The organism is Bacillus arachidis (assembly GCF_030285945.1).
Lineage (GTDB): Bacteria > Bacillota > Bacilli > Bacillales > Bacillaceae_G > Bacillus_A > Bacillus_A arachidis.
In genome coordinates, this window is sequence record NZ_CP127376.1 from 3,408,334 (window position 1) to 3,425,321 (window position 16,988).

Annotated in this window: 16 protein-coding genes; 4 read left to right on the plus strand and 12 right to left on the minus strand. The window is 36.5% G+C overall.

Going from position 1 to position 16,988, the window contains the following annotated elements; genetic code table 11:
* Nucleotides 1-3: 3 nt before the first annotated feature.
* From rsmB to QRY57_RS19140, 10 genes are all read right to left on the minus strand, one after another.
* Nucleotides 4-1,338, minus strand: coding sequence for a 16S rRNA (cytosine(967)-C(5))-methyltransferase RsmB (rsmB, locus tag QRY57_RS19095; protein WP_026590288.1), 1,335 nt, complete (start codon nt 1,336-1,338; stop codon nt 4-6).
* The gene (fmt, locus tag QRY57_RS19100; RefSeq protein ID WP_286015869.1) at nt 1,335-2,279 is read right to left on the minus strand and encodes a methionyl-tRNA formyltransferase; all 945 of its coding nucleotides are present in this window, start codon (nt 2,277-2,279) and stop codon (nt 1,335-1,337) included. The genes rsmB and fmt overlap by 4 nt, the downstream gene beginning before the upstream one ends.
* Nucleotides 2,280-2,295: 16 nt before the next feature.
* Complete coding sequence (gene def, locus QRY57_RS19105; RefSeq protein WP_026590286.1) at nt 2,296-2,772, minus strand: peptide deformylase; 477 nt, start codon at nt 2,770-2,772, stop codon at nt 2,296-2,298.
* Between the two features lie 11 nt (nt 2,773-2,783).
* A complete protein-coding gene (gene priA / locus QRY57_RS19110) occupies nt 2,784-5,189 on the minus strand; it encodes a primosomal protein N' (protein ID WP_286015870.1) in 2,406 nt (801 codons plus the stop codon).
* Nucleotides 5,186-6,391 carry a bifunctional phosphopantothenoylcysteine decarboxylase/phosphopantothenate--cysteine ligase CoaBC gene (gene coaBC / locus QRY57_RS19115; protein ID WP_286015871.1) on the minus strand — a complete coding sequence of 402 codons (1,206 nt, stop codon included), beginning with the start codon at nt 6,389-6,391 and terminating at the stop codon, nt 5,186-5,188. Before coaBC ends, priA begins: the two co-directional genes overlap by 4 nt.
* A 199-nt stretch (nt 6,392-6,590) precedes the next feature.
* A complete protein-coding gene (gene rpoZ, locus QRY57_RS19120) occupies nt 6,591-6,803 on the minus strand; it encodes a DNA-directed RNA polymerase subunit omega (RefSeq protein WP_208017104.1) in 213 nt (70 codons plus the stop codon).
* A 1-nt stretch (nt 6,804) separates the two neighbouring features.
* Nucleotides 6,805-7,422 carry a guanylate kinase gene (gene gmk / locus QRY57_RS19125; protein ID WP_026590282.1) on the minus strand — a complete coding sequence of 206 codons (618 nt, stop codon included), beginning with the start codon at nt 7,420-7,422 and terminating at the stop codon, nt 6,805-6,807.
* A gap of 13 nt (nt 7,423-7,435) precedes the next feature.
* Entirely contained in the window at nt 7,436-7,699 is a 264-nt protein-coding gene (gene remA, locus QRY57_RS19130; protein ID WP_001251459.1) for an extracellular matrix/biofilm regulator RemA, read from the minus strand.
* 67 nt (nt 7,700-7,766) lie between these two features.
* The gene (locus QRY57_RS19135; protein ID WP_026590281.1) at nt 7,767-8,642 is read right to left on the minus strand and encodes a YicC/YloC family endoribonuclease; all 876 of its coding nucleotides are present in this window, start codon (nt 8,640-8,642) and stop codon (nt 7,767-7,769) included.
* 99 nt (nt 8,643-8,741) lie between these two features.
* Nucleotides 8,742-11,462, minus strand: coding sequence for a calcium-translocating P-type ATPase, SERCA-type (locus tag QRY57_RS19140; RefSeq protein WP_026590280.1), 2,721 nt, complete (start codon nt 11,460-11,462; stop codon nt 8,742-8,744).
* Nucleotides 11,463-11,566: 104 nt separating this feature from the next.
* Here QRY57_RS19140 and QRY57_RS19145 point away from each other — a divergent pair, with 104 nt between their 5' ends.
* The 3 genes from QRY57_RS19145 (at nt 11,567) to QRY57_RS19155 (ending at nt 15,294) form a co-directional block, all read left to right on the plus strand.
* Complete coding sequence (locus QRY57_RS19145; protein WP_286015872.1) at nt 11,567-13,276, plus strand: Rqc2 family fibronectin-binding protein; 1,710 nt, start codon at nt 11,567-11,569, stop codon at nt 13,274-13,276.
* Nucleotides 13,277-13,568: 292 nt separating this feature from the next.
* Nucleotides 13,569-14,636 (plus strand): M24 family metallopeptidase, encoded by a 1,068-nt coding sequence (locus QRY57_RS19150; RefSeq protein WP_286015873.1) that lies wholly within the window; start codon nt 13,569-13,571, stop codon nt 14,634-14,636.
* 133 nt (nt 14,637-14,769) lie between these two features.
* Nucleotides 14,770-15,294, plus strand: a complete 525-nt coding sequence (locus tag QRY57_RS19155) for a DinB family protein (RefSeq protein ID WP_026590277.1) — start codon at nt 14,770-14,772, stop codon at nt 15,292-15,294.
* Nucleotides 15,295-15,328: 34 nt separating this feature from the next.
* Here QRY57_RS19155 and QRY57_RS19160 read toward each other — a convergent pair whose 3' ends face one another.
* Nucleotides 15,329-15,709: a YoqO family protein gene (locus tag QRY57_RS19160; RefSeq protein WP_286015874.1), complete on the minus strand. Its 381-nt coding sequence runs from the start codon at nt 15,707-15,709 to the stop codon at nt 15,329-15,331.
* Between the two features lie 221 nt (nt 15,710-15,930).
* Here QRY57_RS19160 and QRY57_RS19165 point away from each other — a divergent pair, with 221 nt between their 5' ends.
* On the plus strand, nt 15,931-16,185 hold the full coding sequence (locus tag QRY57_RS19165) for a YbeF family protein (RefSeq protein WP_026590275.1): 255 nt from the start codon (nt 15,931-15,933) through the stop codon (nt 16,183-16,185).
* Between the two features lie 188 nt (nt 16,186-16,373).
* On the opposite strand, the gene QRY57_RS19170 is transcribed toward QRY57_RS19165, so the two are convergent.
* A complete protein-coding gene (locus tag QRY57_RS19170; RefSeq protein ID WP_286015875.1) occupies nt 16,374-16,928 on the minus strand; it encodes a helix-turn-helix domain-containing protein in 555 nt (184 codons plus the stop codon).
* Between the last annotated feature and the right edge of the window lie 60 nt (nt 16,929-16,988).

The following is a 16,988-nucleotide window of genomic DNA, read 5'->3' on the forward strand; positions in this document are numbered from 1 at the left end:
ATGCTACACCTTCTTTCTTAAACAAGCAATATAAAAGCCATCTGTTGCAAAATAATGCGGTAAAATTTGTACTTGTCCCTCATTTATATAGGGACGTAATTTTTCTGGCATGCGTTCTTTCATAGTAGTATCCCATGTAAATTCAGGATGCTCTTGTAAAAATCGCTCTATCACTTGCTCATTTTCTATTTTTTCAATTGTGCACGTACTATAAACAAGGCGACCACCTGCTTTTAACAGAGGAGCTACCTTTTCTAGTATCGATAGCTGAATTGTCGACAGTCTTTCACTATCGCCTTTCTCTTTCCCTAATTTAATATCAGGTTTACGTCTAATTACACCAAACCCAGAACACGGTGCATCCACTAATATTTTATCAAAGCTTTCGCTTGCAAAATGCTCTTGAACTTTTCTGGCATCAAGTGCCTTTGTTTCAACATTTTCTAAATCAAGGCGCTTCGCTTGTTGCTGAATTAAACGAACTTTATGCGGATGTAAATCAAGTGACATCACCTGTCCAGTTCCCTTTAAGCGTTCTGCAATATGTGTTGTTTTCCCACCAGGTGCTGCGCAGCTATCTAGAACCATATCTCCTTCTTCTGGTTCTAGAGCACGTGCAACAAGCATTGAGCTTTCATCTTGAATAGAGAGGAAACCTTTTTGAAACGCTTCTGTATGCGCTACATTTCCTTTTTCAAGTTGGATAGCATCTTCGGATAAATCACCACGTTTTGCCTCTACGCCTTCATCTTCTAATAAACTAATCGCTTCTTCTACTGTTCCCTTATCGACATTTACACGCGCTGCTGAAACAGGTGGAATCAAGTTCATTTCACACATTTTTTCCGCTGTTTCTAAATCATATGCTGCAGTCCACTCTTTTACAAGCCATTCTGGATGACTCGTTGCAACAGCAAGTCGCGATATCGGATTTTGTATTTCTTCTAAAGACGGCACACCTTCACGTTGAATTGAGCGCAGTACTCCATTTACCATTCCTGCAATCCCTTTATGACCACGGCGTTTTGCAATTTCAACCGCTTCATGAATTACCGCTCTTTCTGGAACACGATCTAAATATACCATTTGATATAGGGACAGACGTAGTAAAACTTTTACCCATGCCTCTACCTTTTTTCTTAAAAATGGTTGTAAATAATAATCAAGCGTATCACGACGTTGAATCGTTCCATAAACGATTTCTGTTAACAAGCCAACATCTTTTCTATCAATTTGACTCTTCTCAATCAAGTTATTTAAAAGTAAGTTACTATAAGCACCACTTTTTTCAACTTGCATTAAACCATCAAGAGCTAACTCACGAACATTCTGTCTCATGCGTCTTCTCCTAACTTCGTCCCAATTTTAGGTTTTGTTCCACGTAAAAATTGTGAACAGCTCATACGTTTTTTACCAGATGGCTGCAGTTCAGTAATTTTAACACCCGTTTCATTCCCTGTTGCCACAACGAGACCATCTTCTTCAATCGCTACAATAGAACCCGCTTCAGCCTGCATAGTTACAGGAACTTTTTCGCCCCACCATACTTTTACAACTTGTCCTGCTAAAGTCGTATAAGCAACTGGCCACGGATTTAAACCACGAATATGGTTATATACTTCCTCTCCTGTTTTCGTCCAATCAATCTTTTCTTGTTCACGTTTAATATTGTAAGCAAATGTTACTTGATCCTCATTTTGTTTAATTGGTTCTAATTTCCCTTGTATTAAAAGTGGAACTGTTTTTGATAATAAATGCGCTCCAGCCTCACTCAATTTATCAAATAATGAACCAGTTGTTTCACGCTCTTCAATTTCCACTTCTACTTGCGTTAAAATATCACCAGCATCTAATTTTTCCACCATATACATAATTGTAATACCTGTTTTTTCTTTTCCTTGCATGATGGAATAATGGATTGGTGCACCACCGCGAAGCTCTGGCAGTAATGAAGCATGGACATTAATACATCCGTACTTCGGTGCTTCTAAAATTTCATTTGGCACAATTTGTCCAAACGCAGCTGTTACAATTAAATCGGGCTCTAATGCCAATACTTTTTCATATTCGTCTTTTTCACGAATTTTTAACGGTTGTAATACTGGGATACCATGTTTTTCCGCTTCCACCTTAACAGGTGTTGGTGTCATAACTTTTTTTCTGCCTACTGGACGATCTGGCTGCGTTACAACACCAATCACATCATATCCATCTTCAATAAGACGACGAAGCACCGGTACAGAAAAGTCCGGTGTTCCCATGAATACTACTTTTATCATTCAAAAACCGCTCCTTTTACATCTCTTCTAATTCATTTTCCTCGTAATATCTCGTCACTTTTGATGTAAACAACACACCGTGTAAATGATCGATTTCATGTTGGATTGCGCGTGCTAAAAAATCATTTGCTTCTAACAAAAAGATTTTACCACGACGATTTTGCGCACGTACTTTAATATACTCTGCACGCTCCACTTCACCATAAAGTCCCGGAAAGCTTAAGCAGCCTTCGGGACCTACTTGTTCACCACGTTTTTCTAAAATAACTGGATTAATCAGTTCGATTTTTCCAGTGTCATCACCAATATCAACAACTGCCACTTGCAAACTTACACCGACTTGCGGCGCTGCTAAACCGACTCCATCTGCAACTAACATTGTTTCGTGCATATCTTTTAACAAATTCACTAACTTTTTATCAAAGTTGATTACCCGTTCACATGGGGTTTCTAACACTTCATCTGGGTGCTTTACAATTTCTAAAACTGCCATATTTTCCTCCGCTACATTAACATTGTTGGATTAAAGTCGATTGAGATCTGCAAATCTTTTTGCATTTCTGCCTGATAATGTTCATTTACCATTTTGAGCACGTACTTTAAGTTTGGTTCCCGCTTGTATTTTATCATGCATTGATATCGATATCTATCTTTTATCCTTGGAATTGCTGAAGCAACCGGTCCTAACACCATTGTTTGCTGTGAGCAATGCGTTCGTAAATAACCGACAATTTTTTCCGTTACTTGAACTGCTTTTAATAACTCTGGATGTGAAACGGTTACAAGTGCGACATAGTAATACGGCGGGTATTGCCTCATTTTTCTCATTTGCATTTCTTGTTCAAAAAATACATCGTACTGCTGATTCTTTGCCAGTTCTACGCTATAATGTTCTGGCGTATATGTTTGAATCACTACTTCTCCTGGTAATTCATGTCGACCTGCACGTCCACTCACCTGTGTCAATAACTGATACGTCTTCTCGCTTGCACGAAAATCCGGTAAATGCAGCATCGTATCAGCTGTTAAAACACCAACAAGCGTAACCATTGGAAAATCAAGCCCTTTAGCTATCATCTGTGTTCCAAGTAAGATATCAGCCTTCTCTTCACCAAAGGCTTTTAATAACTTTTCATGCATTCCTTTGCGATTCGTTGTATCAACATCCATACGAATAACCCTTGCCTCTGGAAATAGCTTTGTAATTTCTTCTTCTACCTTTTGTGTTCCTGTCCCAAAGAAACGAATATACGAACTGTTACAAGCAGGACAAGCAGTTGGCATACTTTCCTCATAACTACAATAGTGACATTTTAAACGATTATTCATTTTATGATAGGTGAGTGATATATCACAGTGTGGACATTGTACGACATAACCACAATCACGACACATGACAAACGTTGAATGGCCTCTTCGATTTAAAAAAAGAACCATTTGCTCTTTCTTTTCTAACCGGTCCGCTATCTTCTCATAAAGTAACTTGGAAAACATCGATCGATTTCCATCACGCAGTTCCTCACGCATGTCAACAATTTCTACTGTTGGCAACGCCTGTTCATTCATACGCTTTTGCATAGTTAGTAGCTCATAAACACCTTTTTTCGCTCTAGCAAACGATTCCAGTGTCGGTGTTGCACTGCCGAGCACGATTGGACAATTATGATATTGTCCTCGCCAAATCGCAACATCCCTAGCATGATATCTCGGATTATCTTCTTGTTTATAACTTGACTCATGTTCTTCATCAATAATAATAATTCCTAAGTTTTCAAATGGAGCAAAAATAGCAGAGCGTGCTCCAACAACAACCTTTACTTCTTTTCTTAAAATTTTTCGCCATTCATCATATTTTTCCCCAACAGAAAGAGCACTATGAAGAACTGCAACTTGCGAGCCAAATCGTCCTTTAAAACGGTCCACCATTTGTGGTGTTAATGCAATTTCAGGAACGAGTACAATGGCTTCCTTACCTTTTTTTAATACCGCAGCAATGGATTGCAAATACACTTCTGTTTTACCGCTTCCTGTAACACCATATAGTAAAAACGGATTATATGTTCCATCTTCAATAGATGACAAAATAGGCGTAATCACTTGGTTTTGTTCATCTGTGAGTGGAAATGGCTTTGTCTGTTCAAAAGCTTCGTCGTCATATGGGTTACGGTATACTTCAACATACTTTTCTAAAAGCAATCCTTTTTTTACAAGCGACTTCACAGGTGCATCTGTTATTTGCAGCTCTTCCGTTAATGTTTTTAATGCCACACTGTGATAATTTTCTACAAAATAATAAAGTACATCCTGTTGCTTTTTACTTTTCAGCTCAAATGCAGCTGCCTCTAATTGTTCCTGTGGTAATTCTGGTTGAACCACTCTTTGTTTCTTCTTTTGCACTTTATCCTTTACTTTATAGATGACTTCAATCGTTCCATTTACTATCTCTTTTTGAACTGTGCGATACATATGTGGGTGCGCGGCAATTTCTTCCCAATCTATCGCTTCTTTCCCTTGAAATAAATTACAAATTTCCGGCGCTACTTCTTCTGGTTTATGGAGCTGTAGTCGCTTTTTATAAGTTGCTTTTATTGCAGTTGGAAGCATAACTTGAAAAGCTGAAATCATATAACATAGCGTTTCATCTGTTAGCCAAAATCCAATTTTTAATAACTCTTCATTTAATACTGGGGTAACATCTAGTATTTCATACAACGCTTTTAACTTCTTACTTTCCACATCGACTGAATCTTTTATTTCAATAATAAAACCTTGTAATTTCCTTGGACCAAACGGAACGACTACACGCATACCTGTTTGTACAATATCTTCCCATTTCTTAGGGATTATATAATCAAACGGGCGATCTGTTTGCCGTGCCGGTACATCAACAATTACACTTGCAAATTTCATATACGACCCTCTTCTAACATCGCTTCAATTTGCATTAAAATTTCATGTGCAACTTCTTTCTTTGTTAAAAGAGGCAATCGAATAATTTCTCCATCTTTTCTATACATTGTTACAATATTCGTATCCGTACCAAATCCTGCGCCTTGCGCTTTCACATCATTTGCTACAATCATATTCGCATTTTTTTCACGTAACTTTTTCGTTGCATATTCTTCTATATTTGTCGTTTCAGCAGCAAAACCGATAAGAAGTTGATGCTCCTTTTTCTCCCCGAGAGTTTTCAAAATATCAATTGTTCTTTCTAACTCAATAACTGCATCGCCACTTTTCTTTTTCATCTTCTGATCATGCACAAATTTTGGGCGATAATCTGCTACTGCTGCTGTTTTAATAACAACATCCATAGATCCATAATGTTGCATGACAGCTTCTAACATATCTTGTGCAGATTCTACTTGCACAGTTGTTACATTTACAGGTGGTGTGATTGCAGTTGGGCCTGAAACAAGTATTACATCCGCTCCTAAGTGAGCAGCAACTTCCGCTAGCGCATACCCCATTTTCCCTGAAGAAAAATTCGTCATAAAACGTACTGGATCAATCTTCTCACGAGTTGGACCAGCAGTTACTAAAATTTTCTTTCCTTTTAATGGTTTATGTTCTGAAAAAGCTTCTTGTAACCGATTAATAATTGTTTCCGGTTCCTCTAATCGACCTTTCGCAACATACCCGCATGCTAAAAAACCTTCTCCAGGCTCAATAAATGTATATCCCAATGCTTTTAACGTCATCATATTCTTTTGAACAATTTTATTTTCATACATATGCACATTCATAGCAGGGGCAATCCAGACTGGAGCTGTAGTAGCTAACAATGTTGTTGTAATCATATCATCAGCAATACCATTTGCTAGTTTTCCGATACAATTTGCTGTTGCTGGAGCAACAAGCACAATGTCTGCCCAATCTGCTAAATCAATATGAGCGATAACTGCTGAATCTTTTTCATCAAATGTATCCGTATATACATCATGGCGAGAAAGCGCTTGAAATGTAAGAGGTGTAACAAATTTCATCGCCGATTCACTCATCATTACTTTTACAAGTGCCCCTGCTTGTGTTAATTTACTCGTTAACGCAGCTGCCTTAAAAACAGCGATGCCCCCTGTCACACATAGAAGTATCTTTTTCTCTTTTAGCATATGACTCGTCCTCTTTCTTTTTCAAACTTATTCTGCTGGAATGTATTCATTCCAGTTCGTCAGTGCCAGTATTTCATTAAACAAAAAACTATGTCTTTTTAGCTCTATCGTAAAAAAATAACAACCTACTTGTAAATAGGTTGTTACCGTTACATAGAAAAGTATAAATTCTATGTTTTCATTTGTCGAAGAGAATGCCTTAATCAGATACTTTCTCTTCGCTTGGTACATAATTTAATGCTTCTGCATCGATTTCTTCCAACGCTTTTCCTACACATTTATGAGAAACAGGTTTTTCAACTGCACAGTTGTTAGCTATTTGCATTTCACGAGCGCGTTTTGCAGCTACCGTTACTAATGTATATTTAGAGTCGATTTTTTTTAGTAATGAATCAATTGATGGATTTAACATATTATATACCCTCCGTCATTTCTTTATAATATTTCGCTACTCTTTCTCGGCGGCAATGTTCACCAACCACAATAGCTTTAATGCGATCACAAGCAAGTTCTACTTTATCATTTTCTACTACATAGTCATAAGCGTCCATCATCTCGATTTCTTCTTTTGCTACAGTTAAACGATTTTCAATAACATCCTCAGTCTCTGTACCACGACCCACGATGCGATTTTTAAGCTCTGATAAGCTTGGAGGAGCTAAGAAAATAAATACACCTTCAGGGAAAGCTTTCTTTACTTGAATTGCTCCTTGTACTTCAATTTCTAAGAACACATCTTTTCCTTCTTGCAATGTCTTTTCAACATAATCGATTGGTGTTCCATAGTAATTCCCAACGAACTCTGCCCACTCAAGTAGCTTTTCGTTACGAATCATTTCTTCAAACTCTTCTCTCTCTTTAAAGAAATAATCCACACCATCCACTTCACCTTCACGTGGCTTACGTGTCGTTACTGAAATAGAGTATTGGAATTTTGTATCTTCATGGCTGAACAATTCTTTTCGAACTGTCCCTTTCCCAACGCCAGAAGGTCCTGAAAGAACGATGAGCAACCCTCTTCTACTTCTCATAAATATGTAAAACCTACCCTTCCTCACTTAAATCTTCTTTATTATTTAAACGATGTGCAATCGTCTCTGGTTGAATTGGACTTAATACAATATGTCCATCATCCATAACAATAACCGCCCTTGTTTTTCTCCCATACGTAGCATCTAATAACACGTTATGTTCACGCGCTTCCTGCACTGTTCGTTTAATAGGAGCTGACTCCGGACTTACAATTGCAATAATTCGATGAGCAGATACGATATTTCCATATCCAATATTTAAAAACCGCATGGCCATAGTTTGCGCCTCCTAGTAAGTCTATCCGATTTCCCCACCACGTATAACTTTATATATTTTTTGACAGCTACTCAATATTTTGTACCTGTTCACGAATTTTTTCAAGATTATTTTTCATTTCTACAACATATTTTGAAATTGTTAAGTCGTTTGCCTTAGAACCAATTGTATTAATTTCACGATGCATCTCCTGTACGATAAAGTCCATTTTTCTTCCAACAGGCTCTGCAATCTCAAGCGCTTCTTGAAATTGATCCAAGTGACTTTGCAAACGAACTAATTCTTCATGAATATCACACCGCTCTGCAAACATCGCTACTTCTGTCAGCAGTCGTTGTTCATCTAAATCCTGATTATGTAATTCCTTTAAGCGATTTTCTAATCGCTCACGATATTTTTGAATCACAATCGGTGCGTGCGGAATAATCGCATTTACACAATTATGAATCTCTTGTAGACGATATACTATATCTTTATGTAAGCGTTCTCCTTCGCCATCTCTCATTGTTTTTAACATACTAGCAGCTTGGCGAACAGCTTCATATAAACTTTGTTCAAATTGTTCATTTTCATTTTCCATTTCCTCAATTGCCGTTACTTCTGGCATCTCCATGAGTTGTTGAAGCGTAATGGAATCTTGTAATTGAAATTTTGTTTTCACGTCTTCCATAATGGATTTGTACTGCTCAAGAAGTGGCCAATTCACACTCAGCTTTCTTTCCACAAGCCCTTCACCCGTAATGCTAACAGACACTTCAATACGTCCGCGGCGAACTTGTTCTGCAATTAACTTACGAATTTTGTCCTCAAAAACCATCATTTGTTTCGGAAGTCGAATGTTCATCTCTAAAAACCGATGATTCACTGACTTCATTTCTACTGTAATTTGAAAAGTTTCGTTTTCTACCTTCGACCTTCCAAAACCTGTCATACTAGAAATCATTTTTATCACATCCACGCCATGAAATAACTCAATGAAAAAGGTAATAGAGATGCAACTCTACTACCTTTCGTAAATTATATCACATTTTCATATCATTGACTATTTCAAGTTTAGCCCTTTCTTATACAACACACGCTTCTTCTTCTCCTTTTTCCCTGTCAATAAAGAGCCCACTAATAAAAATGTTGGAATAGACGATAGACCAACAATTAATAACCAATCTCTCGCTTGAACTGGCATCGTACTAAAAATCGGTTGCAATGGTGGATAATAAATAACCACAAGCATTAATAACACCGAGATAATAACTGCTCCAACCAAATACACGTTTCCAAAAGGATTACGATGGAATATAGAATGTTCACTTCGGCAATCAAATACATGAATAAGCTGCGCTAAAACTAATGTAGCAAAAGCTACTGTTTGTGCATATTTCAATTCATTTGGATGTTGATTAAACGCAATAATAAATGCGAGCAAGGTTACAATACCAATTAAAAAGCCACGGCTCACAATTTTCCAAGCCAATCCTCTTGCAAAAACCCCTTCTTTCGGATGACGTGGATTTCTTCGCATTACATCTCCCTCAGCTTTATCTAACCCTAATGCCATTGCAGGTAAACCATCTGTTACTAAATTGACCCATAAAATTTGAATTGGAACCATCGGAAGTGGCAGTGCGAGCATCATCGCAAATAACATAACCAAAATTTCTCCAACATTTGATGCCAATAAATAACGAATGAATTTTCGAATATTTTCATATATATTTCTTCCCTCTTTAATTGCCGATTTAATCGTGGCAAAGTTATCATCTAACAATACAAGAGAAGACGCTTCTTTTGCTACATCCGTTCCTGTAATCCCCATCGCTATCCCAATATCAGCTGTTTTTATTGCTGGAGCATCATTTACTCCATCACCTGTCATTGCAACAATATGATCTTTATTTTGAAGAGCTTTGACAATTTTCAACTTATGTTCCGGTGATACACGTGCAAATACATAAGTATCTTCCACAATATTCTCTAGTTCATCTACAGACATATTTGCTAATTCTACTCCTTCTATAACACGACCGTTCGGCGGTAAAATCCCTAACTGCTCCGCAATTGCCATCGCTGTTACTTTATGATCACCTGTAATCATTACCGTTTTAATACCAGCCTCTTTACACTCTTTTACAGCCTGTTTTACTTCTGGTCTTGGTGGGTCTATCATTCCTTGTATCCCGACAAGCATAAAGTCTTTTTCTACTTCTCTTTCATGTTCAATTGAATCCGTAACTTTTAACGGCTTAAAAGCCACTGCAATTGTTCTAAGCGCTTGACTTCCAAGACTATGAATAGCCGCCTGTACTTCTTTACGATACAATTCACTTAAAGGTTGCTGTTTATTTCCCCACAAAATGGTTTGACTCATTTGTAAAAGAACATCCGGTGCTCCTTTTGTGACTACAAATTTTTTACCATCACGATCGCGGACAATCACACTCATCATTTTACGTGTGGAATCAAATGGGAACTCATGAATAATTTCAAATTTCTCTTTTAAAGCTTCACGTGATACTCCTGCTTTCATCGCTGCTGCAACGAGTGCTCCTTCTGTCGGATCTCCATCTAAAACATACGTTTTTTTCTTTTTTACAATACTCGCGTTATTACATAGACACCCGAATGTTAATAATTGATATAACGACCTTGTCGATGTTGGATTAATCTTCTGCTCATCTTTCATAAACGATCCAGTAGGTTCATAGCCTTGCCCTGTTACATACCATGTTTCGCCACCTGACCACATATGTGTTACCATCATTTTATTTTGTGTCATCGTTCCTGTTTTGTCCGAACAAATAACAGAAGCACATCCTAAAGTTTCTACCGCTGGTAATTTTCGAACAATCGCTCTCTTTTTAATCATACGCTGTACACCGAGTGACAATGCGACCGTAACAATTGCTGGTAATCCTTCTGGAATTGCCGCAACAGCAAGTGACACACCCGCCAAGAACATATGATACACTTCATTTCCTTGATACACTCCAGCTAATACAACAAGCGTCGTTAAGATAAGGGCAACAACGATTAGAATCTTTCCAAGTTGTTCTAACCTTCTTTGCAGCGGTGTTTCCATTTGCTCTGCATTTTGTAACATATTTGCAATCTGTCCCATTGCAGTATTCATCCCTGTCCCTACTACTACGCCTATTCCTGATCCTCTCGTTATCATCGTCCCCATAAAAGCCATATTTCTTTGATCACCAATCGCAACATTTTCACCTTGTAATGCTTCTACCTTCTTTTGAACAGGTACAGATTCACCTGTTAAAGCTGATTCTTCAATATATAAACTAGATGCTTCAATAAGACGAATGTCTGCTCCAATACGATCCCCGCTAGAAAATTTAATGACATCACCAAGAACAAGGGCTTTTGATGGCGCCTTTATCCATTTTCCATTTCGTAAAACTGTTACTTGTGGGGCGGCTAGTTCCTTTAAAGCTTCGAGTGATTTTTCTGCTTTTCGTTCCTGAAAAAAACCAAGGATCCCATTAATAATCACAATTGCCACAATCGCAATTGCATCAATATACTCTCCTAAAAACGCTGAAATAATTGTTGCACCAAATAAAACAAGCACCATAAAATCTTTAAATTGTGATAAAAATACAACGAGTGCAGAAGGCCGCTTTGCTTCTTGCAATTCATTTGGACCTAGTTTCTTTAAGCGTCCTTCCGCTTCTTGCTCTGACAGCCCTACCTTCACATTTGTATTCGTTCGTTCTTCCACTTCATGCGCACGCATTTCATACCAATTCATCTCGCTATCGACCTCCTGATTGCAGACATGCTCTAATGAAAGCTTATTCAGCCCCGTCCAAAAAAATGCTATAATTAACATTTAGTTAGAAAGGAGTGTTCATAATGGCATTCGATGGATTATTTACAAGAGCGATTACACATGAAATTGCTAATTCTCTTCAAACAGGAAGAATTTCAAAAATATATCAGCCCTCAAAATATGAGATTTTGTTACATATTCGAGCGAACGGAAAAAATCAAAAACTGCTTCTTTCCGCACACCCTACATACACACGTATGCATCTTACAAGTCAAGGTTATGATTCACCTGCATTACCACCAATGTTTTGTATGCTTCTTCGCAAACATTTAGAAGGTGGATTTATTGAGAAAATTGAACAAGTCGATTTAGAACGAATCATTCAAATTACCGTTCGAAGCCGTAACGAAATTGGTGACGAATCGTTAAAAACATTAGTGATTGAAATAATGGGTCGTCACAGTAATATTATTTTAGTAGACGCAAAAACGAATATCATTTTAGATAGCTTAAAGCACGTTTCTTTAGCAGTAAATAGGCATCGTACTGTATATGCTGGCGCAGAATATGTTGCACCACCAGCGCAGCATAAAATCAATCCATTGCAGATTGAAACACAAGATGAATTTATTAGACCACTAGACTTTTTGGCTGGAAATATGGATAAACAACTCGTCGGAACCTTTATGGGGATTTCGCCACTATTCGCAAAAGAAGTTGTAAGAAAAGCCGGTATGATAAATGAAAACGCATTATCAGAAGCATTTTTCACATTACAAAAACCGCTGCAAGCACACCAATATGAACCAACAATGATAACGGCAAATGGAAAAGAGTTCTTTTATCTATTCCCGCTCACACATTTAAAAGGTGACGCTAAAACATTCTCATCTGTAAGTGAATTATTAGATCGATTCTTCTTTGGAAAAGCAGAACGCGACCGTGTAAAACAACAAGCACATGATTTAGAACGATTTATGTACAATGAAAAAACAAAGAATGAAAAAAAATTAGTTAAATTAAAGAAAACATTACAAGACGCGGGAAAAGCAGATAAATATCAATTATTCGGTGAGCTTCTTACTGCTAACATGTATGCATTAAAAAAAGGAGATAAAGAAATTGAAGTCGTTAACTACTACGACGAGAATGGTGGAACAGTAAAAATCACGTTAGATCCATTAAAAACACCATCCGAAAATGCACAACGTTATTTCCAAAAGTATCAAAAAGCGAAAAATTCTGTTGCAATTGTAGAAGAACAAATCGAAAAAACGAATGAAGAAATCCTTTACTTTGATAGCTTACTTCAACAAATGGAAGCTGCTTCTTCAAAAGATATTGAAGAGATCCGCGAAGAATTAGCTGAAGAAGGCTACATGCGTAACCGCAAATTAAAAAACGCAAAGAAAAAACCGACAAAACCAATATTAGATAAATATATCGCTAGCGATGGAACAGAAATTTTTGTCGGTAAAAATAACAAGCAAAATGACTATTTAACAACTAAGTTTGCACGCCGTGATGAAATTTGGTTACATACAAAAGATATTCCTGGTTCTCACGTTGTCATTCGTTCATTAGAACCGACCGAGGAAACTTTGCTAGAAGCTGCCAAACTTGCTGCTTATTACAGTAAAGCAAAAGATTCTAGTTCTGTTCCTGTAGATTTCACAAAAATTCGCCATGTTAAAAAACCAAGCGGTGCCAAACTAGGATTTGTTACATATGATAATCAACAAACATTGTATGTAACACCTGATGCTGATACCGTGATGAAATTAAAGGCCTAAGATTATAGGAAACAAAAACGCAATGAATATGGGTGATCATTGCGTTTTTTCTTATAAAATTATATTTCCTATCTTTCACAAAGACGTTCCCCTCTTATCCCCCTCTATCAAACCAATATATAATGATAAAAAAATTGACACTTTATATGTTTCGTGTAAAAAAATATAGACACAAACAAGAGTTATATTCCTAAACTTTTAGACACTTTATGTAGTAATTATTTCTTATACAAAGAAAATTACATTGGCACAATTATTGCTTTATATAAGGAAGTGAAAGGGAGGAATCAAAATGACTTCAAGAATAAAGAAAATACAAGAACAGCTAGATCGATATGGAATAGATGGATTACTCATTACGAAAAAGGAAAATCGCCAGTATGCAACTGGATTTACAGGTAGCGCTGGTACCGTATTACTATCTGCAACTGAAGCTATATTCATTACAGATTTCCGCTATGTCGATCAAGCAAAGACACAGGTACAAGAATCTGAAATCATTATGCATAAAGGAAACATGGAACAAGAGATCGCAAATCATATTACTAGATTAAACATCCAAAGACTGGGAATCGAAGAAAATAATATGACCTTACAACAGTATAGTTCGTTAAAAAAATATACAAACATCGAACTTGTACAAGTAAGTGAACTAGTAGAAACAATCCGTGCCATTAAGGAAGAATCTGAAATCGAAACAATCAAAATTGCAGCACGTATCGCTGATGAAGCATTTCAACATATAACAGGATTTCTAAAACCCGGTGTATCTGAATTTGATGTCCGAGATGAATTAGAGTTTTTTATGCGAAAACAAGGGGCTTCTTCCTCATCATTTAACATTATCGTAGCTTCTGGAGTCCGTTCTTCTCTTCCTCACGGCGTTGCCACAAATAAGATGATTGAAAACGGAGATATGGTTACATTAGATTTTGGTGCACTTTACAATGGATATTGCTCTGATTTAACACGTACTATCGCGATTGGAAGTTACTCCAAAGAATTTGAAAAGATATATGGTATTGTATTAGAAGCATTAAAACGAGGAACCGAAGCAATCCGGCCTGGCGAATCAGCAAAAACAATTGATGATGTAACAAGAAATTACATTACAAATCACGGTTACGGTGAATACTTTGGTCATTCTACTGGCCATGGCGTTGGATTAGAACTTCATGAACCACTTCGATTATCAAAAGAAAGTAAATCAACTTTACAGGAAGGAATGGTTGTGACTGTTGAACCAGGTATTTATATCCCTAGCTGGGGTGGCTGTAGAATTGAAGATGATATTGTCATTACAAAAGATGGACATGAAGTAATTACAAAGGCGAATAGAGACCTTATTGTTATAGGCTAATAAGAAACTCTCCTCTATGTAATGATTCTTTCATTTATCATAGGGGAGTTTTTTTCTTATTATTCTAACAGGAATTCCTGCCTACATAGAGAAATCTTTCTATAAAGATGTCATTTACTAGGAGGAATTTTGATTGAATTTCGTAATTGATAAGATCGATGGATTAAACACAGAGTTTTCAAAACTTGTTTCTATGATGAATTATGCTCGTTACACAACAATGCAAGATGTACAAGATTTAACAATTGAAGAACTCGATTATTTGTACGATGATACGGCAAACTCTGTTGGGATGCTTTTGTATCATATGGCTGCAGTTGAGTTTTATTATCAAATTCATACCTTTGAAGACCGCGAGCCGACAGACGAGGAATTAGAACGTTGGTTGCCAGGAGTTGAATTGGGCGACCTTGGACGCCAAAACATTAAAAATCACCCAATAGAATACTATATAAATACTTTGCAAGAGGTTCGTGCTAAAACGATAGCAACGTTCCAATCCCTTCCGGATGAGTGGCTCTATAAGACGACACCGTTTTGGCATGACAAACCTGCAAATAACTACTTTAAATGGTTCCATGTCTTTGAAGACGAAATCAGCCATCGTGGGCAAATTCGATTGATTAAAAAGATGCATAAAACTCATGTTGTAAAATAATAAAAAGTGCTATCTCTTAACGAGGTAGCACTTTTTATGTTTTAAATTCATTATCTACTAATAATTTTCCATTTACTTTTGTGACAATTATGCCCACTATGATTAAAATAGCAATTAAATATAGTAACTTAGCAAAAGATAACCACCCTTGGAGAATCTGTATCGTGTTCATTTGTTTACCGCCTTCCATTAAGATGAATGGGAGCGTACTCATTAAAACAACGTACTCAACACTTAAAATCAGCTTCTTTTTTCGGCCATATGTTTTCCATTCTCCCCGGCGATATAATAAAGCAAAAATCAATCCAACTACAGCAATCATAACCGCTATCCAATCACTTTCAATGAATCGACTTGAAATAATAGATACAATTAAATAAATCATCACACCATAAAAACCTATTTTCTTAAACATAAGCCCTCCTTTCATTCCATTTTTTAGGATTATTTGTATTGTAACATTCATTATAACCGTAAGTAAGATTTTCTTTACTTACGCTTTCTCTTTGTAAATTGTTGCAATATACTGATTTTACAAAGGGATTTTTAACCCCTTGTTGAAATTATATTAGAAGAACAATATTCTCAAAACGTTTACGAGAAACAGATTACTTCTTCAAAAAAGGGGACATGACCATGAATGAATTGGTGTTCGTCTTATTTATTTGGCCATTACTTATTTTCATTGTTTCAGTAATTGGAACACGTAGAACAAAAACATATTACGTGATGCCAATTGTAACGTTTGCTATTTTTCTCATAATAGGAGTTACATTGTTTCCCCCATCCTTTTTCTTTTGGATTGGCATGTATTGCATTTTCTCATTTATCGTTTCTTATATGACTTTATTATTTGTAAAGGGCTATGAAGCTGCAGAGGGGAGACACTAATATCTTTTATGTAAGTAATATAATCGTGCTCATAATATTGATAATTAAGAAAAATTCAGCACTTCTATGAGGTAGTCCTATTTCTTCGTATACAAGTGATCATCACGAAAAAAATGATTGATTAAACATTCTTCCAGTAAAAAATTGGCTTCCTTTATATTAAGGAAGCCGATTTTTTAGGTTACTTATTAACTTGGATAATATATCGTCATACTTAATCTAGCTAATGTTTCTCCCGAATTATAATATGTATGTAGTCTATCAGCCTTAAACCTGATTGAATCACCACTTTTTAATGTATAGTTGCATTCACTAACACGAATCGTTACTTCTCCATCAAAAACAGTAATAAATTCCTCAGTTCCCTCTTTATGGGATTCGGAACTTAATACTCCGTCTTTTTCAATTTCAACAGCGTACACTTCAAATCGTCTATCCTCTTGGAATGGAAAAGAAGGATAGACTCTATATCTTCCATTGTCTTCAGACAATGCTTGAATTTCATTTCTTAATACCACTGTAGTATCAGGCTGCGGATTATTTATTAAAGCAGTAAAGGAAACCTTCAATCCATTCGCTATTTTCCAAATTGTTGTAAGAGTTGGACTAGATTCCCCTCTTTCAATTTGCCCTATCATCGTTTTACTTACTCCACTTAATTGAGAGACCTTTTCTAAACTCAATTTCTCCTTCTCTCTGATCGCTTTTAAATTTCTTGCGAGAATAAGATGAATTTCTTCCATAAAATCACTCCTATCTATATGCATTATAACGACCGTTTTGTATAACAAAACACACAACGT